14 protein-coding genes are annotated in these 20,418 nt (G+C 68.4%); 10 read left to right on the forward strand and 4 right to left on the reverse strand.

Annotated features, from left to right (window positions below):
• Window positions 1-161: 161 nt before the first annotated feature.
• The gene (femX, locus tag ACIQNU_RS28670; protein WP_401371957.1) at window positions 162-1,283 is read left to right on the forward strand and encodes a peptidoglycan bridge formation glycyltransferase FemX; all 1,122 of its coding nucleotides are present in this window, start codon (window positions 162-164) and stop codon (window positions 1,281-1,283) included.
• Between the two features lie 122 nt (window positions 1,284-1,405).
• A complete protein-coding gene (locus tag ACIQNU_RS28675; protein WP_401371959.1) occupies window positions 1,406-2,437 on the forward strand; it encodes an alanine racemase in 1,032 nt (343 codons plus the stop codon).
• 148 nt (window positions 2,438-2,585) lie between these two features.
• On the opposite strand, the gene ACIQNU_RS28680 is transcribed toward ACIQNU_RS28675, so the two are convergent.
• The 3 genes from ACIQNU_RS28680 to ACIQNU_RS28690 all read right to left on the reverse strand — a co-directional run bounded on the left by ACIQNU_RS28680 (window position 2,586) and on the right by ACIQNU_RS28690 (window position 7,275).
• Window positions 2,586-4,217 (reverse strand): glycosyltransferase family 87 protein, encoded by a 1,632-nt coding sequence (locus ACIQNU_RS28680; protein ID WP_401372078.1) that lies wholly within the window; start codon window positions 4,215-4,217, stop codon window positions 2,586-2,588.
• Window positions 4,218-4,319: 102 nt separating this feature from the next.
• Entirely contained in the window at window positions 4,320-4,769 is a 450-nt protein-coding gene (locus ACIQNU_RS28685) for a DUF2690 domain-containing protein (protein WP_401371961.1), read from the reverse strand.
• 169 nt (window positions 4,770-4,938) lie between these two features.
• Entirely contained in the window at window positions 4,939-7,275 is a 2,337-nt protein-coding gene (locus ACIQNU_RS28690; protein ID WP_401371962.1) for a transglycosylase domain-containing protein, read from the reverse strand.
• A 42-nt stretch (window positions 7,276-7,317) separates the two neighbouring features.
• Here ACIQNU_RS28690 and ACIQNU_RS28695 point away from each other — a divergent pair, with 42 nt between their 5' ends.
• From ACIQNU_RS28695 to ACIQNU_RS28715, 5 genes are all read left to right on the forward strand, one after another.
• Window positions 7,318-7,548 (forward strand): hypothetical protein, encoded by a 231-nt coding sequence (locus tag ACIQNU_RS28695; protein WP_401371964.1) that lies wholly within the window; start codon window positions 7,318-7,320, stop codon window positions 7,546-7,548.
• Window positions 7,549-7,997: 449 nt separating this feature from the next.
• Window positions 7,998-8,720, forward strand: a complete 723-nt coding sequence (locus ACIQNU_RS28700) for a PadR family transcriptional regulator (RefSeq protein ID WP_401371966.1) — start codon at window positions 7,998-8,000, stop codon at window positions 8,718-8,720.
• A gap of 44 nt (window positions 8,721-8,764) precedes the next feature.
• Entirely contained in the window at window positions 8,765-9,847 is a 1,083-nt protein-coding gene (locus ACIQNU_RS28705; RefSeq protein ID WP_401371967.1) for an inositol-3-phosphate synthase, read from the forward strand.
• 98 nt (window positions 9,848-9,945) lie between these two features.
• Entirely contained in the window at window positions 9,946-11,241 is a 1,296-nt protein-coding gene (locus ACIQNU_RS28710; RefSeq protein WP_401371969.1) for an MFS transporter, read from the forward strand.
• A gap of 109 nt (window positions 11,242-11,350) precedes the next feature.
• A complete protein-coding gene (locus ACIQNU_RS28715; protein WP_401371971.1) occupies window positions 11,351-11,851 on the forward strand; it encodes a hypothetical protein in 501 nt (166 codons plus the stop codon).
• 164 nt (window positions 11,852-12,015) lie between these two features.
• On the opposite strand, the gene ACIQNU_RS28720 is transcribed toward ACIQNU_RS28715, so the two are convergent.
• A complete protein-coding gene (locus tag ACIQNU_RS28720; RefSeq protein WP_401371973.1) occupies window positions 12,016-13,512 on the reverse strand; it encodes a CCA tRNA nucleotidyltransferase in 1,497 nt (498 codons plus the stop codon).
• Window positions 13,513-13,864: 352 nt separating this feature from the next.
• Here ACIQNU_RS28720 and ACIQNU_RS28725 point away from each other — a divergent pair, with 352 nt between their 5' ends.
• From ACIQNU_RS28725 to ACIQNU_RS28735, 3 genes are all read left to right on the forward strand, one after another.
• The gene (locus tag ACIQNU_RS28725) at window positions 13,865-16,312 is read left to right on the forward strand and encodes a DUF6049 family protein (RefSeq protein ID WP_401371975.1); all 2,448 of its coding nucleotides are present in this window, start codon (window positions 13,865-13,867) and stop codon (window positions 16,310-16,312) included.
• 49 nt (window positions 16,313-16,361) lie between these two features.
• A complete protein-coding gene (gene murJ, locus ACIQNU_RS28730) occupies window positions 16,362-18,584 on the forward strand; it encodes a murein biosynthesis integral membrane protein MurJ (protein ID WP_401371976.1) in 2,223 nt (740 codons plus the stop codon).
• 118 nt (window positions 18,585-18,702) lie between these two features.
• On the forward strand, window positions 18,703-20,418 hold the full coding sequence (locus tag ACIQNU_RS28735; protein ID WP_401371978.1) for a protein kinase family protein: 1,716 nt from the start codon (window positions 18,703-18,705) through the stop codon (window positions 20,416-20,418).

The following is a 20,418-nucleotide window of genomic DNA, read 5'->3' on the forward strand; positions in this document are numbered from 1 at the left end:
CCGCACCGGTCACCGGGAGCAGAGTGACGTGCCGGCCGTGACCTGGCCGACGCGAAGGTGCCGCACGGCCAGCCGAGGGGAAGGCAGGGCGCAGTAGGCTTCGGCGCGAGAGCCGGAGCCCCTGTAACCATGGGGACACCCCAGCCCGAGGAGCGCCCCGAATGAGCCTGACCCTGAGGACCATCAGCCGCGAGCAGCATCTGGCGTACCTCCAGAGTCTGCCCGCCGCCAGTCACATGCAGGTCCCGGCGTGGGCCGATGTGAAGGCGGAGTGGCGCTCCGAGAACCTCGGGTGGTTCGACGACAGGTCGGGCGAGATCGTCGGGGCCGGTCTGGTGCTCTACCGCCAACTCCCCAAGATCAAGCGCTATCTCGCCTATATGCCCGAGGGCCCGGTCATCAACTGGTTCGCGCCGAACCTCGACGAGTGGATGCGGCCGATGCTGGCGCATCTGAAGCAGCAGGGCGCCTTCTCCGTGAAGATGGGCCCGCCGGTCATCATCCGCCGGTGGGAGGCCGCCTCCATCAAGCAGGGCATCCAGAACCCTGACGTGAAGCGGCTGCGCGACATCGAGGCGGACTTCATCGAGCCGCGCGCCTTCGAGGTCGCCGACAAGCTGCGCCGGATGGGCTGGCAGCAGGGCGAGGACGGCGGCGCGGGCTTCGGCGACGTCCAGCCGCGCTATGTCTTCCAGGTCCCGCTCGCCAACCGCTCCCTGGAGGACGTCCACAAGGGCTTCAACCAGCTGTGGCGGCGCAACATCAAGAAGGCCGAGAAGGCGGGCGTGGAGGTCGTCCAGGGCGGCTACGACGACCTGGCGGAGTGGCAGCGGCTGTACGAGATCACCGCGGTGCGCGACCACTTCCGGCCGCGCCCGCTGGCGTACTTCCAGCGCATGTGGACGGCCCTCAACACCGAGGACCCCAACCGGATGCGGCTCTACTTCGCGCGGCACAACGGCGTGAACCTGTCCGCCGCGACGATGCTCGTGGTGGGTGGGCACGTCTGGTACTCCTACGGCGCCTCGGACAACATCGGGCGTGAGTTCCGGCCGTCGAACGCGATGCAGTGGCGGATGCTCCGTGACTCCTACGCGCTCGGCGCCACGGTCTACGACCTGCGGGGCATCTCCGACTCGCTCGACGAGTCGGACCATCTCTTCGGGCTGATCCAGTTCAAGGTGGGCACCGGTGGGCAGGCGGCCGAATACCTCGGCGAGTGGGACTTCCCGCTCAACAAACTGCTCCACAAGGCGCTCGACATCTACATGTCGCGCCGCTGAGCCCGGATTGCCCGAACCCCGCGCGCACCGCTTCCGGTGCGTCGGTTGACTGGCGGACCCGGCAGAATTTCCGTACATATCTCTGATACACCGCAACCACGAGAAAGGTTCCGGGACCGGCCATGGCGCTCACGCTCTATGTCGACACCGCGCGCTGGCGGGCACATCACAAGCACGTGCTTGAGCAGTTTCCGGGCATAGTCCCGGTCTGCAAGGGCAACGGCTACGGCTTCGGTCATGAACGGCTCGCCGAGGAGGCCACGCGCTTCGGCTCCGACATCCTCGCCATCGGCACGACCTACGAGGCCGCCCGGATCAAGGACTGGTTCAGTGGTGACCTGCTCGTGCTGACGCCGTTCCGCCGGGGTGAGGAGCCCGTGCCCCTGCCCGACCGCGTCATCCGCTCCGTCTCCTCGATCGACGGGGTGCACGGCCTCGTCGGTGCCCGCGTCGTCATCGAGGTGATGTCCTCGATGAAGCGGCACGGGGTGAGCGAGCACGATCTGCCCCAGCTGCACGCGGCCATCGAGGACGTGCGGCTGGAAGGGTTCGCGATCCATCTGCCGCTGGATCGCACCGACGGCTCCGACGCCGTCGAGGAGGTCATCGGCTGGATGGACCGGCTGCGCGCGGCCCGGCTGCCGCTGCACACGATGTTCGTCAGCCATCTGAAGTCCGACGAACTCGTCCGGCTCCAGCAGCAGTTCCCGCAGACCCGCTTCCGCGCCCGTATCGGTACGCGGCTGTGGCTGGGGGACCACGAGGCGACCGAGTACCGCGGTGCCGTCCTCGACGTCACGCGTGTCTCCAAGGGCGACCGTTTCGGCTACCGGCAGCAGAAGGCGGCCTCGGACGGCTATCTGGTGGTCGTCGCGGGCGGTACGTCCCACGGGGTGGGCCTGGAGGCGCCCAAGGCGCTGCACGGCGTCATGCCGCGCGCCAAGGGCGTCGCCCGCGCGGGCCTGGCGACCGTGAACCGCAACCTCGCGCCGTTCGTGTGGTCGGGCAAGCAGCGCTGGTTCGCGGAGCCGCCGCACATGCAGGTGTCGATCCTCTTCGTCCCGTCGGACGCGCCCGAGCCGAAGGTCGGCGAGGAGCTGGTGGCCCATCTGCGGCACACCACCACCCAGTTCGACCGGATCGTCGACCGCTGACGGGCCACGAGGGACGGGCCACGAGGGACGGGCCACGACTGACGGGTCGCTGCTGACAGATCACGGCTGACGGTCACGCATGAGGGCGGTACACGGTCCGATCGACCATGTACCGCCCTCAGCCGTCTGCCCCGGAGCCCCTGTTCGCTCAGAGCGAACGCCCCTCCGGCCGGATTTCCTCGTGACCGTCGCCGGGGCCCCTGTTCCCGCTGACCTGGCTGCCGTCGACCTGATTCCTGTCGACCTGATCGCTGTCGAACCGGTCCGCGTCGACCTCGTACCGGCCCTCTGCGTGCTCGGTGCCCCACTTCACATACGGGCCCTCGAAGTACCCGGCGTGCTGTGGTGGGTAGGCCGCCCTGCCGAGCACGAAGACGTCCGGTGCGCCGTCCAGGACGCCGCCCGAGGGGTCGTCGTCCCCGGCCCGGCGTACCACGTCCCGCTCCGGCATCAGGATGTCGCGTACGACGACGGCGCACAGGTAGAGCGTGCCCAGCAGGTGCAGCACGATGGCGAGGTGGTAGCCGTCCGTCGGGAGGCCCTTGTGGGCGTCTCCGCTGGTCGTGTACGCGAGATACATCCAGATCCCCAGGAAGTACGCGACCTCGCAGGCCTGCCAGATCAGGAAGTCCCGCCAGCGCGGTCGGGCCAGCGCGGCGAGCGGGATCAGCCACAGCACGTACTGCGGTGAGTAGACCTTGTTGGTGAGGATGAACGCGGCGATGATCAGGAACGCCAGTTGCGCGAAGCGGGGGCGCCGGGGGGCGGTCAGGACCAGTACGGCCATGCCGCCGCAGACGAGCATCATCAGCAGCATCGCGTAGGTGTTGGCCTGCTCCGGCGTGATCTGGATGCTCGTGCGCTGCGTGATCATCAACCAGATGGAGCCGAAGTCGACTCCGCGCTCCTGGCTGAACGTGTAGAACTTCGCCCAGCCTTCCGGGGCGAGCAGCATCACGGGCAGGTTCACGGCGAGCCAGGCCGCGACCGCTCCGCCCAGTGCCCGGCCGAAGTCTCGCCAGCGGCCGGCCCGCCAGCACAGCAGGAGGAGCGGTCCGAGCAGCAGGAACGGGTAGAACTTGGCGGCCGTGGCGAGCCCCAGGAGCACACCGAAAGCGACGGCACGGCCCCGCGACCACATCAGCATGGCGGCGGCCAGCATGGCGACCGCGAGCAGATCCCAGTTGATGGTGGCGGTGAGCGCGAAAGCGGGCGCCAGAGCGACCAGAAGGCCGTCCCAGGGGCGCCGGCGGTGGGTGCGCGCGACACAGACCGCGATGATCGCCGCGCACACCATCAGCATGCCGGCGTTGACCATCCAGTAGATCTGCTCCTGGTGCTGGATGCTGCCGCTGCCCGGCGTGAGCCACGCGGCGACCTCCATGAACACACCGGTCAGCACCGGGTATTCGAGGTAGTCCATGTCGCCGGACAGCCGGTCGAAGTAGGGGACCAGCCCGTCGGCGAATCCGCGCCCCTGATAGAGGTGCGGGATGTCCGAGTAGCAGGCGTGGGTGTACTGCGAACTGGCGCCGAAGAACCAGGCACCGTCGTAGCAGGGGAACTTCTGCACCATGCCGAGCGCGAACATGCCGATCATCACCAGCGCGATGACCCGTACGGGGGTCCACCAGGACGTCCCGAGCAGGGCGCGGCGGCCGAGCGGCCCGCCGAACAGCTCACTGCCGGCAGCGGCGACCTTGTCCTCCTTGGTCGGCTGTACCGGTTCGGGCCTGGGCACATCGGTGCGCGTCGTCTCTGCACGGGGCATGCCGCACATCCTGCCGTACGCGGCTGAGAACGGGGCCAGGGCCGCCGCACCGGTGGGTGCGGCGGCCCTGGTTTCACGTGAAACATCGACCACGCTCAGTGACGAGGCGGCTCAGAACTTGGTGGAGCACTTCAGCGGATACTCATTACCCACGAACTTCACACACACCCGGTAGTAGTACGAAGTGCCACCGAGCATGTTCGACCAGTCGCTTCCACTGCTGGGAAAAGCGACCGAGAGAGATTTCAGGAGAGTTCCCGAGGAATTGTATTTCTCGATGTATCCGTAAGCGGGATACACGGGATTGCTGGAATTCTGGACGACCCGCACCCAGGCGGCCCCACAGCCGAAAGACCATCTGAGTTCGGCAACACGGTTTTCGTTGTTCACCGTGCGCTGCGTGGCCACGTCCGCGCTGTCACACCCCGTGGCCACGGGACCCTTGTTGTCGCACGCCGCCCCGGAGCACGTGGCCGCGTAGGACGTGCCGGCCAGCGGAATCAGTGTCATCGTCAGCGCTGCCGCGGAAATCGTGGCGGCGCGGGTAAGGACTTTCTTCATGGTTCCCCCCTGCACTCGGAATCTACGATTCAGATACCTCTTCCGACACCAGTCGACCTCAATCCCCGATGCTGGAGATTGAGGTCGAACGGCGCTTCAGGGACTGACCCTAACCCGGTGATCCACAGGGAACAATGATGCGATCAAGCCATCCCCGCGGCCGAAACGGCTATCCTGTGCCTCCGAATAGCCCGCCATTACCATTGCCGTTATTTCCACCGTTCGTGCCCGGTGACGCAGTGGAACTGTTCGTGGGCGAGGGTCCCCCGGTGGATCCCCCGTTGCCACTCCCGCCGTTGCCGGTCCCGCCGGTGTCCGTTCCACCGTTGCCGGTCCCGCCGTTGCCGCAGTTCCAGTCGAACGTGCCGCAGGAGTTGGTCGGCGTCGGCGAATTGGGCGGTTCGGGCGCGCTCGACGACTCGCTCGGCTCCTCCGACGGCTCCTCGCTCGGGGTCTCCGAGGGGGTCGGCGACGGCGACGGCTCGCCGTTGATGATCTCCCCCAGCTCCTCGGCCTTGGGGAAGGACCCGTGCTCCTCGCCCTTCAGCGCCTCGGACATGTAGTCCTTCCACACCTGCGCCGGGATGTCACCACCATGAATGGAGGAGACACCGCCGGTGCCGTTCATGGACAGCAGCTTCCCCTCCTTGGGGTCGGTCCGGAACAGCGTGACGGCCGTGGACAGCTCCGGGGTGTACCCGACGAACCAGGCGGACTTGTTCTTGTCGGTCGTACCGGTCTTGCCGGCCACCGGGAACCCGATGTCCTTGATCTTCTCGGCCGTACCGTTCTGGACCACGTTCTCCAGGACGTCCGTCACGTTGTTCGCGACATTCGCGTCCATCGCGTCCTGCTCCTTGGGAGCCACGAACTCGGGAAGCGGCTTGCTTTTCTTGACCACCTTGGTGACCGAGTAAGGCTCGTAGTGCTTGCCCGAGGCGGCGAAGGTCCCGTACGCGTCGGCCATGCGGATGGCGCTCGGCGTCGACGTGCCGAGGGAGAACGAGGCGTTTCGCAGGTTCCCCGTGTCGAAGCTGTCCTCAAGGATGCCGACGGACTTCGCCACATCCCGCGTCTTGTCCAGGCCCACATCGATGCCGAGCTGGACGAACGGGGTGTTGATGGACTGTTCCATGGCCTTCCTCAGCGTCACATCGCCCCAGGCCTTGGTGCCCTCGTTCTTCTGCCGGAACGGCTGCCCCTTGGCGTCCCGGATCGGCTCGCCGTTCTGGTCATTGATGACGATGAGGTCGTTGCCGTTGTACTTGCTCATCGGCGACAGCGGTTCGTGGTCACTCTTGGGAGTGCCGTACTCCATCGCCGCCGCCAGGACGAACGGCTTCCACGTCGATCCGACCGGCACACCGCGCGTGTTGGCGTTGTTCGTGTAGTGCCCCTCGTCGAAACCCTCGCCCCCGTAGAGGGCGACGATCGCGCCGCTCAGGGGATCCACCGACGCGGCGCCGAACTGGACGTACTTGTCCAGCTCGGGGCGCTCCTTGGTGTCGAGGAAGTCCTTCTGCGTGGCCTTGACCGCCTTCTCCATGGCCTGGACCTTCTTCTTGTCGAAGGTCGTGTAGACGCGGTAGCCGCCCTGCTCCAGGTCCTCGACCGTGAGGCCGGTCTTCTTGACCACGTAGTCCTTGGCGACGTCGACCAGATAGCCGGTCTGCCCGGAGAGGGACGAGGTCTGCTTCTTGAGCCTGGGGAACTCCTTCACCTCGCCCCGCTCGGCCTGGGTCATGTTGCCCAGCTCGACCTCACGGTTCAGGATCCAGTTCCACCGCGTCTTGGCCCGCTCGGTGTTGGCCTCGGGCGTGGCCGCGGCACCCACACCCCCGTCGGGGTTGAAGAGGTTCGGCCCCTTGAGTACGGAGGCCAGGAACACGCACTGCTCCGTGGTGAGCTTCTTGGAGTCGACCCCGAAGTACGCCTGTGCCGCCGCCTGGATGCCGTAGGCGTTGCGGCCGTAGTAGGCGGTGTTCAGGTACCCCTCAAGGATCTCGTCCTTGTCGTACTTCGCGTTGACCTTGATGGAGATGAACAGTTCCTTGACCTTGCGCGACAGCGTCTGGCTCTGGTCGAGGTAGTTGTTCTTCACGTACTGCTGGGTGATCGTGGAGCCGCCCTGGGTGTCCCCGCCCTTGGCCATGTTCACGAACGCCCGCCCGATACCGACGGGGTCGACACCCTTGTCCTTGTAGAACGAGGCGTTCTCGGCGGACACGACGGCGACCTGCATCGCCTTGGGGATCTCGTCGAGATTCACGTTCTGCCGGTTCGTCTCACCACCGGTGGACGCCATCTGCGTACCGTCGGCCCAGTAGAAGACATTGCTCTCGGCCTTGGCCGCCTTGTTCTGGTCCGGGACTCCCACCATGGCGTAGGCGATGCCCGCGGCCGTCATCATGCCGCCGAGGAATCCGACGAAGAGCCCCGTCACCAGGCGCCACGAGGGAACCCAACGGCGCCATCCGACCTTGCCGAAGCGCGGATAGTCGATCATCCGCCTCTTGGTGGGCACCCGGCCACGACCGCGTCCGGGCCCGTGCGGACCCCCCGGCCCGCCGGGCCCGCCGCCGCGGCGGCCACCGCCCCCACTGCCGCCGCCGCGGCCGTCGCCGTCCGCGGCTCTGCGGCGGCCACCGCCGCCCCGCTGGGCGGCGCGGCGGGCCTCGGCCCTGCCGCTGTACGGACGGTCGTCGGCGCCGGGATCAGGGCCGTGGGAAGCGGACGGAGACACAGTGGTCTCGCGCGGGGCGGCGCGGCGACCCGATGACGATCCGGACGTGCCACGTCGTGCCGCGGCACGTCCGCCACCCTGTGGCTGCGGCGTTTTGCGACGGTGCTCGCTCATCGAACGACTACTCCTAGGGCAGGCACTCTCGCGCCTGGAAACGGCGGCTGGTTTCCGGTTCCCCCCGATATACGGATGAGGCCCCTCCCGGGGTTCACCCGCAACGCAGCCGGGACCGCGACGCCGGCTCGCGTCACGCGGGTCACGTTGGTCTGCATGGCGCACAGACTACGCACCGTCAAAACCCGCCTAGGGCCGAAGTTCACCCCAAATCAGGCAACTTGCTTCCTACGAATCAGTGATGTGACGCCGTTCACCGTGCCCCCTCTTGTCCCATGCCTCAGCTCGTTCTATCGTCGTGATGTATCGAGTCGATACATCAGCTCGACATAAAGACCGTGACAGCGGACCAGGACAGGGAGGAGGCGACGATGAGCCGGAGATCCGGCATCCTTGAGTTCGCCGTACTCGGCCTGCTTCGCGAGTCCCCCATGCACGGCTATGAGCTGCGCAAACGCCTCAATACTTCACTTGGGGTGTTCCGCGCCTTCAGCTACGGGTCGCTCTACCCCTGCCTCAAGACTCTCGTCGCCAGCGGATGGTTGATCGAGGAGCCAGGGAGCACCCCGGAGGAAGCTCTCGCCGCACCACTGTCGGGACGCCGCGCCAAGATCGTCTATCGATTGACGGCAGAAGGTAAGGAACATTTCGAGGACCTGCTCTCACAGACCGGCCCGGACGCGTACGAGGACGAGCACTTCGCGGCTCGCTTCGCCTTCTTCGGGCAGACGTCGAGGGATGTGCGTATGCGCGTCCTCGAAGGGCGCCGCAGCCGGCTGGAGGAGCGTCTGGAGAAGATGCGCGCCTCCCTGGTCCGCACCCGGGAGCGCCTCGACGACTACACCCTCGAACTTCAGCGCCACGGAATGGAGTCCGTGGAGCGCGAAGTGCGCTGGCTGAACGAGCTGATCGAGAGCGAGCGGGCGGGCCGGGACCAGCGCCCCGCCGACCCGGCCTCTTCGGGGGACGCGGCTCGGCAGGACACACCAGGCCGGCAGGGAACAGATCAGCAGGACACATCAGGGAAGACGGGCGGCCTGCCCCGGCACCGGGACAACACCGGGCCGGATCCGTCCGACGACACCGCCACGTGAAGCCCACTCAGGGCTTCACCGAGTACACACAGGGAGCAACCGGAATGGGTTCGGTTCGCGTAGCCATCGTCGGCGTGGGCAACTGCGCCGCCTCGCTGGTGCAGGGCGTCGAGTACTACAAGGACGCCGACTCGGGAGCCAAGGTCCCGGGCCTCATGCACGTCCAGTTCGGCGATTACCACGTCCGTGACGTGGAATTCGTCGCCGCCTTCGACGTGGACCAGAAGAAGGTCGGCCTCGACCTCGCGGACGCCATCGGGGCCAGCGAGAACAACACCATCAAGATCTGCGACGTCCCGTCCAGCGGCGTGAAGGTCCAGCGCGGCCACACCCTCGACGGTCTCGGCAAGTACTACCGCGAGACCATCGAGGAGTCGCCCGAGGCCCCGGTCGACGTCGTCAAGGTCCTCAAGGACCAGCAGGTCGACGTCCTCGTCTGCTACCTGCCCGTGGGCTCCGAGGACGCGGCGAAGTTCTACGCCCAGTGCGCCATCGACGCCAAGGTCGCCTTCGTCAACGCCCTCCCGGTCTTCATCGCCGGCACCAAGGAGTGGGCCGACAAGTTCACCGAGGCCGGTGTCCCGATCGTCGGCGACGACATCAAGTCGCAGGTCGGCGCCACGATCACGCACCGCGTGATGGCGAAGCTCTTCGAGGACCGCGGTGTGCTCCTGGAGCGCACCATGCAGCTGAACGTCGGCGGCAACATGGACTTCAAGAACATGTTGGAGCGCGAGCGCCTGGAGTCCAAGAAGATCTCCAAGACGCAGGCCGTCACCTCGCAGATCCCCGACCGCGAGCTGGGCTCGAAGAACGTCCACATCGGCCCGTCGGACTACGTCCAGTGGCTCGACGACCGCAAGTGGGCGTACGTCCGCCTGGAGGGTCGCGCGTTCGGCGACGTCCCGCTGAACCTGGAGTACAAGCTGGAGGTCTGGGACTCCCCGAACTCCGCCGGTGTCATCATCGACGCCCTGCGCGCCGCGAAGATCGCCAAGGACCGCGGTATCGGCGGCCCGATCCTGTCCGCGTCGAGCTACTTCATGAAGTCGCCGCCGGTGCAGTACTTCGACGACGAGGCCCGTGCGAACGTCGAGAAGTTCATCCGCGGCGAGGTCGAGCGCTGACGAGCGGCGCACACGCGCCGAGGCCCTGATTCCACAGGGCTGTTGAGGGTCCCCGGGTCGCTCGCCCGGGGACCCCTCGCGTATGTGAGGCTGTGCCCATGGCTGTCGTACGTGACCTGCGGGTACTCCTGCGCTTCCAGGGGTTCCGCCGCCTGCTCGCCGTACGGCTGCTCTCACAGGGTGCCGACGGCGTGTACCAGGTCGCGCTCGCCACCTACGTCGTGTTCTCACCGGAGAAGCAGACGTCCCCGGCCGCCATCGCCTCCGCCATGGCGGTCCTGCTGCTTCCCTACTCGCTGGTCGGGCCGTTCGCGGGTGTCCTCCTCGACCGCTGGCCGCGGCGGCAGGTGTTCCTCTACGGCAATCTGCTGCGCGCCGTGCTCGCCACCGTGACGGCCGTCCTGATCCTGACCGATGTCCCGGACTGGCTGTTCTACGCCTCCGCCCTCTGCGTCACCGCCGTCAACCGCTTCGTCCTCGCCGGGCTCTCGGCCGCCCTGCCGCGCGTGGTCGACGCCGACCGGCTGGTGATGGCCAACTCCCTTTCCCCCACTGCCGGGACGCTCGCCGCCACCGCCGGCGGCGGGATCGCCTTCCTCGTCCGCCTGGTCGTCGCGGACTCCGACGCCGCCGTCGTCGTCGTGGGCGCCGCGCTCTACCTCTGCGCGGGGCTCGCGTCCCTGCGGATCGCCCGCAACACCCTCGGACCGGATCTGACCGCGCCCCGGCAGGGCCTCGGCGCCTATCTCACCGACACCGCACGCGGACTGGCCGCCGGGGTACGGCATCTGCTGGAGCCACCGCGCCGGAACGCGGCCTGGGCGCTGGGCGCGATGACCCTGATGCGCTTCTGCTACGGCGCCCTCACAGTCATGGTGCTGATGCTGTGCCGGTACGCCTGGTCGTCCGCGGGCACCTCCGGCACCGGACCGAACCGGGGGCTGGCGTTGCTCGGGCTCGCGGTGGCGATCTCGGGGGCCGGCTTCTTCGTCGCGGCCGTCGTGACACCCTCGGCCGTGGGGAAGCTCCGCCCCATCGGCTGGATCACCGCGTGCGCGGGGTCGGCGGCCCTGCTGACGCCGGCGCTCTGTCTGCCCTTCGCCCCGGCTCCGATTCTCGTCGCGGCCTTCGTCCTCGGCCTCATCACCCAGGGCGCGAAGATCGCCACGGACACGGTCGTGCAGTCCACGGTCGACGACGGCTTCCGGGGCCGGATCTTCTCCGTGTACGACGTCCTCTTCAACGTCGCGTTCGTCGGCGCCGCAGCCATGGCCGCCGTGATGCTGCCGGCAGACGGACGCTCCGTCTCCCTCATCGTCACCGTGGCCGCCATCTACGCGGCGATTGCTCTGGCTATGGCCCGATTTGGATCCCGCTCAGTGTCACATCAATGACACAGACCCCCTTGGGACTACTGCGTTGTCAGTCCCTGCGGATAACTTACGTGCGTCTTATTCCACCGATGTACCGGCGCCTATCCGCCATGTTCGAGGGGGACTCTCAGTGACCACGCCGCCGCCCCAGGGCCAGAACCCATTTGCCCAGGGCCAGCAGCCCCAGGGCCAGAACCCGTACGCCCAGGGCCAGCAGCCGACGATGCCGCAGCAGCCCGGTCAGCCCGGCCAGCCCGGCATTCCGCAGCAGCCTTCGCCCTACTTCAACCAGGGCGGCCCTGTTCCGCCGCAGCCGCAGCGCCGCAACTTCAAGACCTGGATCCGCGTCGGCGTGGTCGTCGTCGGCCTGGTCGTGGTCGCGGGCGCGTGGCTCGCCAGCCGGGATGACGCCAGCACCGCCAAGGTCGGCGACTGCATGAGCATCAGCAACCCGGACAGCTCCACCGACCCGGGGCTTGAGGTCGTGGAGTGCAGCAACTCCAAGGCCAAGTACAAGGTCGAGGAGAAGAAGGACGACAACTCCGGCTGCGACCGCACCAAGTACTCGGAGTACACGGAGACCGGCGGCAGCAAGGACTTCACGCTCTGCCTGTCGGACTACAAGCCGTAACCGGGGGCCAGACGCACGAGGGGCGGTGTTTCACGTGAAACATCGCCCCTCGGCGCATCCGGGGGCAGGAAGGGCGGGGCGGGAAGGACGGGTCGGGAACAGGTTCGGGGCGATGTTTCACGTGAAACATCGCCCCGAACTCACATCGGCTCACCCAGGAGGAGTCAGCCCTTCGACTCCTTGGCCCACCACTCCTTGAGCGCCGCCTCCGCGGCATCCCGCTCCATCGGGCCGTTCTCCAGCCGAAGCTCCAGCAGGAAGCTGTACGCCTCGCCGATCACCGGACCAGGACCGACACCGAGGACCTCCATGATCTCGTTGCCGTTGAGGTCCGGCCGGATCGCGTCCAGCTCCTCCTGCTCCTGGAGCTGGGAGATGCGCTCCTCCAGACCGTCGTACGCGCGGGACAGTGCCGTTGCCTTCCGCTTGTTCCGCGTGGTGCAGTCCGACCGGGTCAGCTTGTGCAGCCGGTCGAGCAGCGGACCCGCGTCCCGCACATAGCGGCGCACCGCGGAGTCCGTCCACTCGCCCGTGCCGTATCCGTGGAACCGCAGATGCAGCTCCACAAGGCGCGAGACGTCCTTCACGAGATCGTTCGGGTACTTCAGTGCCGTCAGCCGCTTCTTGGTCATCTTGGCGCCGACGACCTCGTGGTGATGGAAGGAGACCCGGCCGTCGCTCTCGAACCGCCGTGTCCGGGGCTTGCCGATGTCGTGCAGCAGCGCCGCGATCCGCAGCGTCAGATCGGGTCCGTCCGTCTCCAGGGCCATCGCCTGCTCCAGGACGATCAGCGAGTGCTCGTAGACGTCCTTGTGGCGGTGGTGCTCGTCCCGCTCCAGACGCAGCGCCGGCAGCTCGGGCAGCATCCGTTCGGCAAGCCCGGTGTCGACGAGCAGCGTCAGCCCCTTGCGCGGGTGAGCGGAGAGGATCAGCTTGGTCAGCTCGTCCCGTACCCGCTCGGCGGAGACGATGTCGATCCGCTCGGCCATCGCGTTCATCGCCGCGACGACGTCCGGCGCCACCTCGAAGTCGAGCTGCGCGGCGAAGCGCGCGGCCCGCATCATCCGCAGCGGATCGTCCGAGAAGGAGTCCTCCGGGGTACCCGGGGTGCGCAGGACGCGCTCCGCCAGATCACGGAGCCCGCCGTGCGGGTCGATGAACTCCTTCTCGGGCAGCGACACGGCCATCGCGTTCACCGTGAAGTCACGGCGCACGAGGTCTTCCTCGATCGAGTCGCCGTACGACACCTCCGGCTTACGGGATGTGCGGTCGTACGCCTCCGAGCGGTAGGTCGTGATCTCGATCTGGAAACGCTGCTCGACAGCGGGGCCGCCGGGCCGGTCGGGGTCCTCGATGCGCGCGTCCTTCTGGCAGCCGACGGTGCCGAAGGCGATGCCCACCTCCCAGACGGCGTCTGCCCACGGCCGGACGATCTTCAGTACGTCCTCGGGACGGGCGTCCGTCGTGAAGTCGAGGTCATTGCCGAGCCGGCCGAGGAGCGCGTCCCGGACCGAGCCGCCGACCAGGGCGAGAGAGAACCCGGCCTCCTGGAATCGGCGGGCAAGGTCGTCCGCGACAGGGGACACCCGCAGCAGTTCACTGACCGCGCGGCGCTGCACCTGACTCAGGGCACTGAGATTGTCTTCGTTGGCGTTCGGCACAACAGGAAAGGGTACGGGGCCCCGGACCGGGTCGGCGCCCGGATTATGGGCGGCCGGGAAGCGCCCTCAGCCATGAGGCAGGGGGAAGCACGGAGAAGGAGACGGGGAAGGACACCGGGAAGCAAAAGGGAAGCACCCCTATTAATAGGCGCATGGTCGGAAACAGGCGTTCTGCGGCGCTCCCTGATGTCGTTCGGCACACATTTCAGACTGTGATCAACGCCCGGAACCCTTGTCCCCCAAGGGTCGTCCCGTCATGTGGAGGACTCCGCGGCACTTAGACACAGTCCGCATCGTTACCATGCGTGGACGCACATCCGACGACCACTGACGACGAGGGACGGGCGAGCGCGTGGCCGAGGCGGCAGACTTCCAGGGGACCCTTCCCTCAGCTGCCCGCAGGTGGCTGAGGCGCACAGGGGCGCTTGTCGCGGCGGTCCCCCTGCTCGCCGGTGTCGTACAGCTCCCGGCCGGTCCCGCCGCCGCACAGACGGCCGCCCAGGCACCCGTACGGTCGCCCCAGGCCGACGCCACGGGTTCACGGACCGTGGATGTGTCCCTGGACTCCCTGAGCCCCGCAGCGCCCGTCGACGGGGACACCCTGACCGTCTCCGGCACGCTCACCAACGAGGGCAAGCAGGCGATCACGGACGCCCAGGTCGATCTGAGGGTCGGCCCCCGTCTGGACACCCGTAGCGCCATCGACGCCGCCGCGCAGCGCAGCGGCTATCAGCAGGGCGCCGACGGACTCACGGTGGGCGGCAAGTACGTCCAGAAGTTCGCCAAGATCGCCCCCGGCCTCACCCAGAGCTTCAGCATCTCGGTGCCGATGAAGGACCTGAACCTCACGTCCGACGGGATCTATCAGCTCGGGGTCTCCCTCACAGGCGACACGGCCGCACAGCCGTACCCGAGCGTCCTCGGCATAGAGCGGACCTTCCTCCCCTGGCAGACCGAGACATCGGACGCCAGGACGAAGACGACGTTCCTGTGGCCGCTGATCTCCACCACGCATCTGACGGCGGAGACCGGCTCGGACGAGCAGCAGACCCGCGTCTTCGAGGACGACGAGCTGGCCAAGGAGATCGGCCCCGGCGGCCGGCTCCAGCAGATGCTGTCCCTGGGTTCGTCGCTCGACGTCACCTGGGTCGTCGACCCGGATCTGCTGGCGTCCGTCGACGCCATGACGAGGAACTACTGGATCAAGAGCAAGGACACCCTGGTCGCCGGCAGGAACCAGGCGGTCGCCAACCAGTGGCTGAACGAGCTGGAGAAGGCCGTCCAGGGCAAGAAGGTCGTGGCCCTGCCGTTCGCCGACCCGGACCTGGCGTCCCTCGCGCACAACGGCAAGAACGTCTCCGGCTCGCTCAGCCACCTCAAGGCCGCCACCGACGTGGCCACCGACACCGTCGAGACGGTCCTCCATGTGACGCCGACCACCGAGTTCGCGTGGCCGGTGAACGGCGCGATCGACCCGTCCGTCGTGGACGTCGCCACCTCCGCGGGCGCCGACACCGTCATCGCCCGCAGCGACAGCATGCGCGAGTCCTCGGCCCTGCCCTACACGCCCAGCGCCGCCCGGCCCATCGGCGGCGGCACCCGCGCCGTCGTCGCCGACGCGCGGCTGTCCACCGCCTTCCAGGGCGACATGACCCGCGCCGAGGACTCCACGCTCGCCGTACAGGAGTTCCTCGCCCAGAGCCTGATGATCACGCTCCAGGACCCGGGCGAGCAGCGGAGCGTCGTCGTCGCCCCGCAGCGCATGCCCACGGCGAGCCAGGCCCAGGCCATGGCACAGGCGATCAGGACCCTCTCGGACGGGCGCTGGACCCAGGCCCAGGACCTCACGGCCGCCGCCAGGACGAAACCGGACTCCCAGGCCACCACGCAGGTGCCGTCCGCCCGCTCCTACCCGGCGTCGCTGCGCAAGCAGGAGCTGACCGTCGCCGCGTTCGAGAAGGTCAAGGAGACCCAGGCCAAGCTCGACAGCTTCAAGGTGATCCTGACCCTCCCGGACCGTGTGGTGACGCCGTTCGGCCGGGCGATCGACCGCAGCATGTCCACGTCCTGGCGCGGCCACGCGGCCGAGGGCTACGCCTTCCGGACGAGCGTCACGACCCACCTCACGAGCCTCACGCAGAGCGTCCAGCTCATCGACAAGTCCGACGCCCAGCTCTCCGGGCGCAGCGCGGTCATCCCGGTGACCGTGAAGAACGGCCTGCTCCAGGGCGTCGACCATCTGACCCTGCGGCTCACCTCGAAGAAGCCCAGCCGCTTCAAGATCGGCGACGGCGTCTACCAGGAGCTGCCGGTCAAGGTCTCGGGCGGACACAGCCAGTCCTTCAAGTTCGAGACGACGGCCAACGTCAACGGCCTCGCCGACGTCGTCGCCCAGCTCTACACGGAGGACGGCACGCCGTACGGCCGCGAAATGCCGTTCCAGGTGCAGGTCAACGAGGTGACGCCCACGGTGATGCTGGTCATCGCCGGCGGGATGCTGCTGCTCGTGCTCGCCGGGTTCCGGATGTACCAGCAGCGCAAGCGCGCGGCGGCCCGGCAGGCGGAGCAGGACGCCGAGGACGAAGCCGCCGACGGTTCCGAGGACGCGGCGGACCCCGCGGCCGGCGCCCCGGGTGCCCCCGGCCGACCCGGGGACGACATCAGCACATCGGACCGCCATCAGGGGGAGTCGGGCACCGGGTCGGGGGAACACGATCCTGAGCAGCCGAGTGACCCGACACCGGACACCGTTGCGGAAAGCGCCGACCCGTCCGGAACGGGTGAGAGAGTGGACCGTTGAGCGATGTCGTGGCCCGTGGGCCCGGGGACGATGAGGTGGGGTAACAACCATGAACGCGCCGTACGACGGTGACCGTGGCCAGGGCTCGGGCGGCTCCACACCCGCCGGAGGCCCCTACCCCGGCACGCCCGATCCCGGCCAGCTGCCGCCTCAGCACGCGTCGGAGCTGTACTTCCAGGACGCGTACGACCAGGACCCGTACCGGGCGCAGGACCTCTCCGCGCAGGACCCGGTGGCCGAGGCGCTCTACGACCGTGCCGCGCACCCCCCGCCGCCGCCCGGCACCTATCAGGACCCGCAGCAGCTCTACGCCCCGCCGCCCACCGCGCAGTACGCGCCCGACCCGCGGGTCTGGGCGCAGACCCCGGCGCCCGAGCCGGAGGGCCCGACCCAGCACCTTCCGTACGGCGACGACGTCCGCACCACGCAGTTCGTCGGCGTGGACGACCTGGTCACCCAGGCCGGTGAGGAGCGTCACGAGCCGGACGCCTTCGCCCATCTCTTCCGCGACCAGCAGCACCCCGCCGGACGGCCGCCGATGGACGGCTCGGCCGCCTTCGCGGGTGCGGCGGGCGCCGCGGTCCCCGCACCGGCCCCGGAACCGATGCCCGTGCTCGCCGCGCCCGCGCCGGCGAAGACGGGCGGACGCGCCTCCGGGCTGCTGAAGTCGAGCGCGGTGATGGCCGCCGGCACGATGGTGTCCCGGCTCACCGGCTTCGTCCGCACCATGGTGATCACGGCGGCCCTGGGCGCGGCGACCCTCGGTGACGCGTTCACCGTGGCGTACACCCTGCCGACGATGATCTACATCCTCACTGTGGGCGGCGGCCTCAACTCGGTGTTCGTGCCGCAGCTCGTGCGGTCGATGAAGAACGACGAGGACGGCGGCGAGGCCTACGCCAACCGGCTGCTGACGCTCGTCATGGTCGCGCTCGGCGTCATCGTCGCGCTCGCGGTCTTCGGGGCCCCGCTGCTCATCCGGCTGATGTCGAACCCGATCGCCGACGACCCCGCCGCCAACAACGTCGCGGTCACCTTCGCCCGTTACTGCCTGCCCACGATCTTCTTCATGGGTGTGCACGTGGTGATGGGGCAGATCCTCAACGCCCGCGGCAAGTTCGGCGCGATGATGTGGACGCCGGTCCTCAACAACATCGTCATGATCAGCACGTTCGGCCTGTTCATCTGGGTCTACGGCAGCGCCGCCGACTCACAGATGCAGGTCAGCACCATCCCGCCGGAGGGCGTACGGCTGCTGGGCATGGGCACCCTGCTCGGCCTCGTCGTGCAGGCGCTGGCGATGATCCCGTATCTGCGTGAGACCGGCTTCCGCTTCCGCCCCCGCTTCGACTGGAAGGGCCACGGTCTCGGCAAGGCGGTCAAGCTCGCCAAGTGGACCGTGCTGTTCGTCCTCGCCAACCAGGCCGGTGTCCTCGTCGTCACCCAGTTGGCCACGGCGGCGGGCAAGGCGTCCGGCAAGGACGGCACGGGCATCATGGCCTACTCCAACGCCCAGCTGATCTGGGGCATGCCGCAGGCCATCATCACGGTGTCCGTCATGGCGGCGATGCTGCCCCGTATCTCACGCGCCGCCCACGACGGCGACCCGGGAGCGGTCCGCGACGACATCTCCGGCGGGCTGCGCACCTCGGCCGTGGCGATCGTCCCGGTGGCCTTCGCGTTCCTCGCGCTGGGCGTACCGATGTGCACCCTGCTGTTCGCGTCCGCCGGCACCCAGGCCGCCGAGTCCATGGGCTTCGTCCTCATGGCCTTCGCCCTGGGCCTCATCCCGTACTCCGTGCAGTACGTCGTGCTGCGCGGCTTCTACGCGTACGAGGACACCCGGACGCCCTTCTACAACACGGTCATCGTGGCCGCCGTCAACGCCGCCGCCTCGGTCGTCTGCTACCTCCTGCTGCCGGCCCAGTGGGCGGTCGTCGGCATGGCGGGCGCCTACGGTCTGGCCTACGCGGTCGGTGTCGGTGTCGCCTGGCGGCGGCTGCGCACCCGGCTCGGCGGCGACCTCGACGGCGCCCAGGTGGTGCGGACGTACGCCCGTCTCAGCCTGGCGGCGGTCCCGGCGGCCCTGGTCGGCGGCGGCATCGGCTTCGTGGTCATGGAGGCGCTGGGGCAGGGCGTGCCCGGTTCGATCGCGGCGCTCGTCGGGGGTGGATTCGCTCTGCTGGCCGTCTTCTATGTCGCGGCCAGGAAAATGCGGATCGAGGAGCTGAACTCGTTGGTCGGCATGGTGCGCGGACGTCTCGGACGCTGAACACCGGGTAGCCGCACAACCATCGGGGACCACCGTGTGTCGTGCATAGCGCCGGACTGTGGGCACAATTGGCTTTGTCGTCGGACAGAGCGCAATGGATGGGGAGGCAGGGACGACGGTGGCGGAACGGAGCACGGCTGCCGTCGACGTGGCAGACAACAGCGGTGACGAGCCGCTGCCCGCCAAGGCGGAGCAGGCCACGGCCGACGGGGTGGCCAAGACCGGGGAGCAGGACACGAGCAGCGTGGACGCGGAAGAGACCGGCACCAAGCACGAGTCCGTCAGGTCCACACCGCCCGAGCTGCACAGCGGGCACAAACTCGCCAGACGTTACCGGCTGGAGGAGTGCGTCACCCGTCTGGACGGTTTCAGCAGTTGGCGCGCGGTCGACGAGAAGCTGCGGCGGGCCGTCGGCGTCCATCTGCTGCCCGCGGACCATACGCGGGCCCGATCCGTCCTGGCGGCGGCCCGTTCGTCGGCTCTCCTGGGCGACCCGCGCTTCGTGCAGGTGCTGGACGCGGTCGAGGAGAACGACCTCGTCTACGTGGTGCACGAATGGCTGCCCGACGCGACGGAGCTGACGGCTCTTCTGGCGGCGGGCCCGCTGGAGGTGCACGATGCCTACCAGATGGTTCATCAGGTCGCGCAGGCCATGGCAGCCGCCCATCGTGAGGGCCTGGCCCATCTGCGGCTCACCCCGAGCGCCGTCCTGCGGACGTCGTCCGGCCAGTGGCGCATCCGCGGCCTCGCGGTCAACGCCGCCCTGCGCGGCATCCGTTCGGACACCCCGCAGCGCACCGACACCGAGGCCATCGGCGCCCTCCTGTACGCGTCCCTGACACAGCGCTGGCCGTACGAGGACGACGCCTACGGTCTCTCCGGGCTGCCCAAGGGCGTCGGACTGATCGCACCGGACCAGGTACGGGCAGGCGTGCACCGCGGCCTGTCGGAACTGGCGATGCGGGCCCTCGTCAACGAGGGTGCGACCGCGTCACGTCAGGAACCTCCGTGCATCACTCCGGAGGACCTGGTGAAGGCGATCGGTGAGTTGCCCCGCATCCCTCCGCCGGAGCCCGCGTACACGGCGCCTCCGGAGTACCAGCGCACGACGTACCAGCAGGGCTCCTACGCGCGCACCACCACCATGCCCATGGGCGCGTCCACGGTGCCCGCGCAGCCGCCGGCGCCGCTCCAGGGCCGCACCGGCAAGGCGCTCAAGTGGGCCGTGTCGGCGCTGCTGATCGCCGCCCTGGGCCTCGGTAGCTGGCAGCTCGCCGACGCCCTCATGGAGCGCGACAACTCCAGCGGCACCAGCAACACGGACACCTCCGACACCGACAAGAAGAGCAACGAGAAGAAGCCCGCCAAGCCGATCGCCATCCAGGGCGCCCAGGAGTACTACCCGGACGGCAAGGCGCAGCACGCGGCGGACGTCGGCCTGACGTACGACGGGGACCCCTCGACCTACTGGCGGACTTACTCCTTCAAGGGCGGACCTGAGCTGGCCCCCTTCAAGAAGGGGGTCGGCATCGTCTACGATCTCGGCTCCGCGCGGAATGTGTCGGCCGCCTCGATAGGGCTGCACTACGGCGGCGACCACACGACGGTCTCCCTGTACGCGGCGGACTCGCTGTCCTCGTCCGCACCGATCGAATCGATGTCGAGGATCGCCAAGGCCACCACCAACGGCCAGGAACTGAAGATCTCCGCCGACAAGCCCGTCAAGACGCGCTACGTCCTGGTGTGGCTCACTGCGGCTCCCTACGCGGACAGAGACCAGTTCAGCGGGGCCGGATACAAGCAGGCGATCACGGACCTGAAGTTCACCGGCTGA

The sequence above is a fragment of the Streptomyces sp. NPDC091292 genome (assembly GCF_044757265.1).
Lineage (GTDB): Bacteria > Actinomycetota > Actinomycetes > Streptomycetales > Streptomycetaceae > Streptomyces.

What these genes read in the sequence shown, in the direction of transcription:
- femX (WP_401371957.1), top strand. Translation starts at nt 162, where the DNA reads ATGAGCCTGACCCTGAGGACCATCAGCCGCGAGCAGCATCTGGCGTAC.
- ACIQNU_RS28675 (WP_401371959.1), top strand. Translation starts at nt 1,406, where the DNA reads ATGGCGCTCACGCTCTATGTCGACACCGCGCGCTGGCGGGCACATCAC.
- ACIQNU_RS28680 (WP_401372078.1), bottom strand. Translation starts at nt 4,217, where the DNA reads ATGTGCGGCATGCCCCGTGCAGAGACGACGCGCACCGATGTGCCCAGG.
- ACIQNU_RS28685 (WP_401371961.1), bottom strand. Translation starts at nt 4,769, where the DNA reads ATGAAGAAAGTCCTTACCCGCGCCGCCACGATTTCCGCGGCAGCGCTG.
- ACIQNU_RS28690 (WP_401371962.1), bottom strand. Translation starts at nt 7,275, where the DNA reads ATGATCGACTATCCGCGCTTCGGCAAGGTCGGATGGCGCCGTTGGGTT.
- ACIQNU_RS28700 (WP_401371966.1), top strand. Translation starts at nt 7,998, where the DNA reads ATGAGCCGGAGATCCGGCATCCTTGAGTTCGCCGTACTCGGCCTGCTT.
- ACIQNU_RS28705 (WP_401371967.1), top strand. Translation starts at nt 8,765, where the DNA reads ATGGGTTCGGTTCGCGTAGCCATCGTCGGCGTGGGCAACTGCGCCGCC.
- ACIQNU_RS28710 (WP_401371969.1), top strand. Translation starts at nt 9,946, where the DNA reads ATGGCTGTCGTACGTGACCTGCGGGTACTCCTGCGCTTCCAGGGGTTC.
- murJ (WP_401371976.1), top strand. Translation starts at nt 16,362, where the DNA reads ATGAACGCGCCGTACGACGGTGACCGTGGCCAGGGCTCGGGCGGCTCC.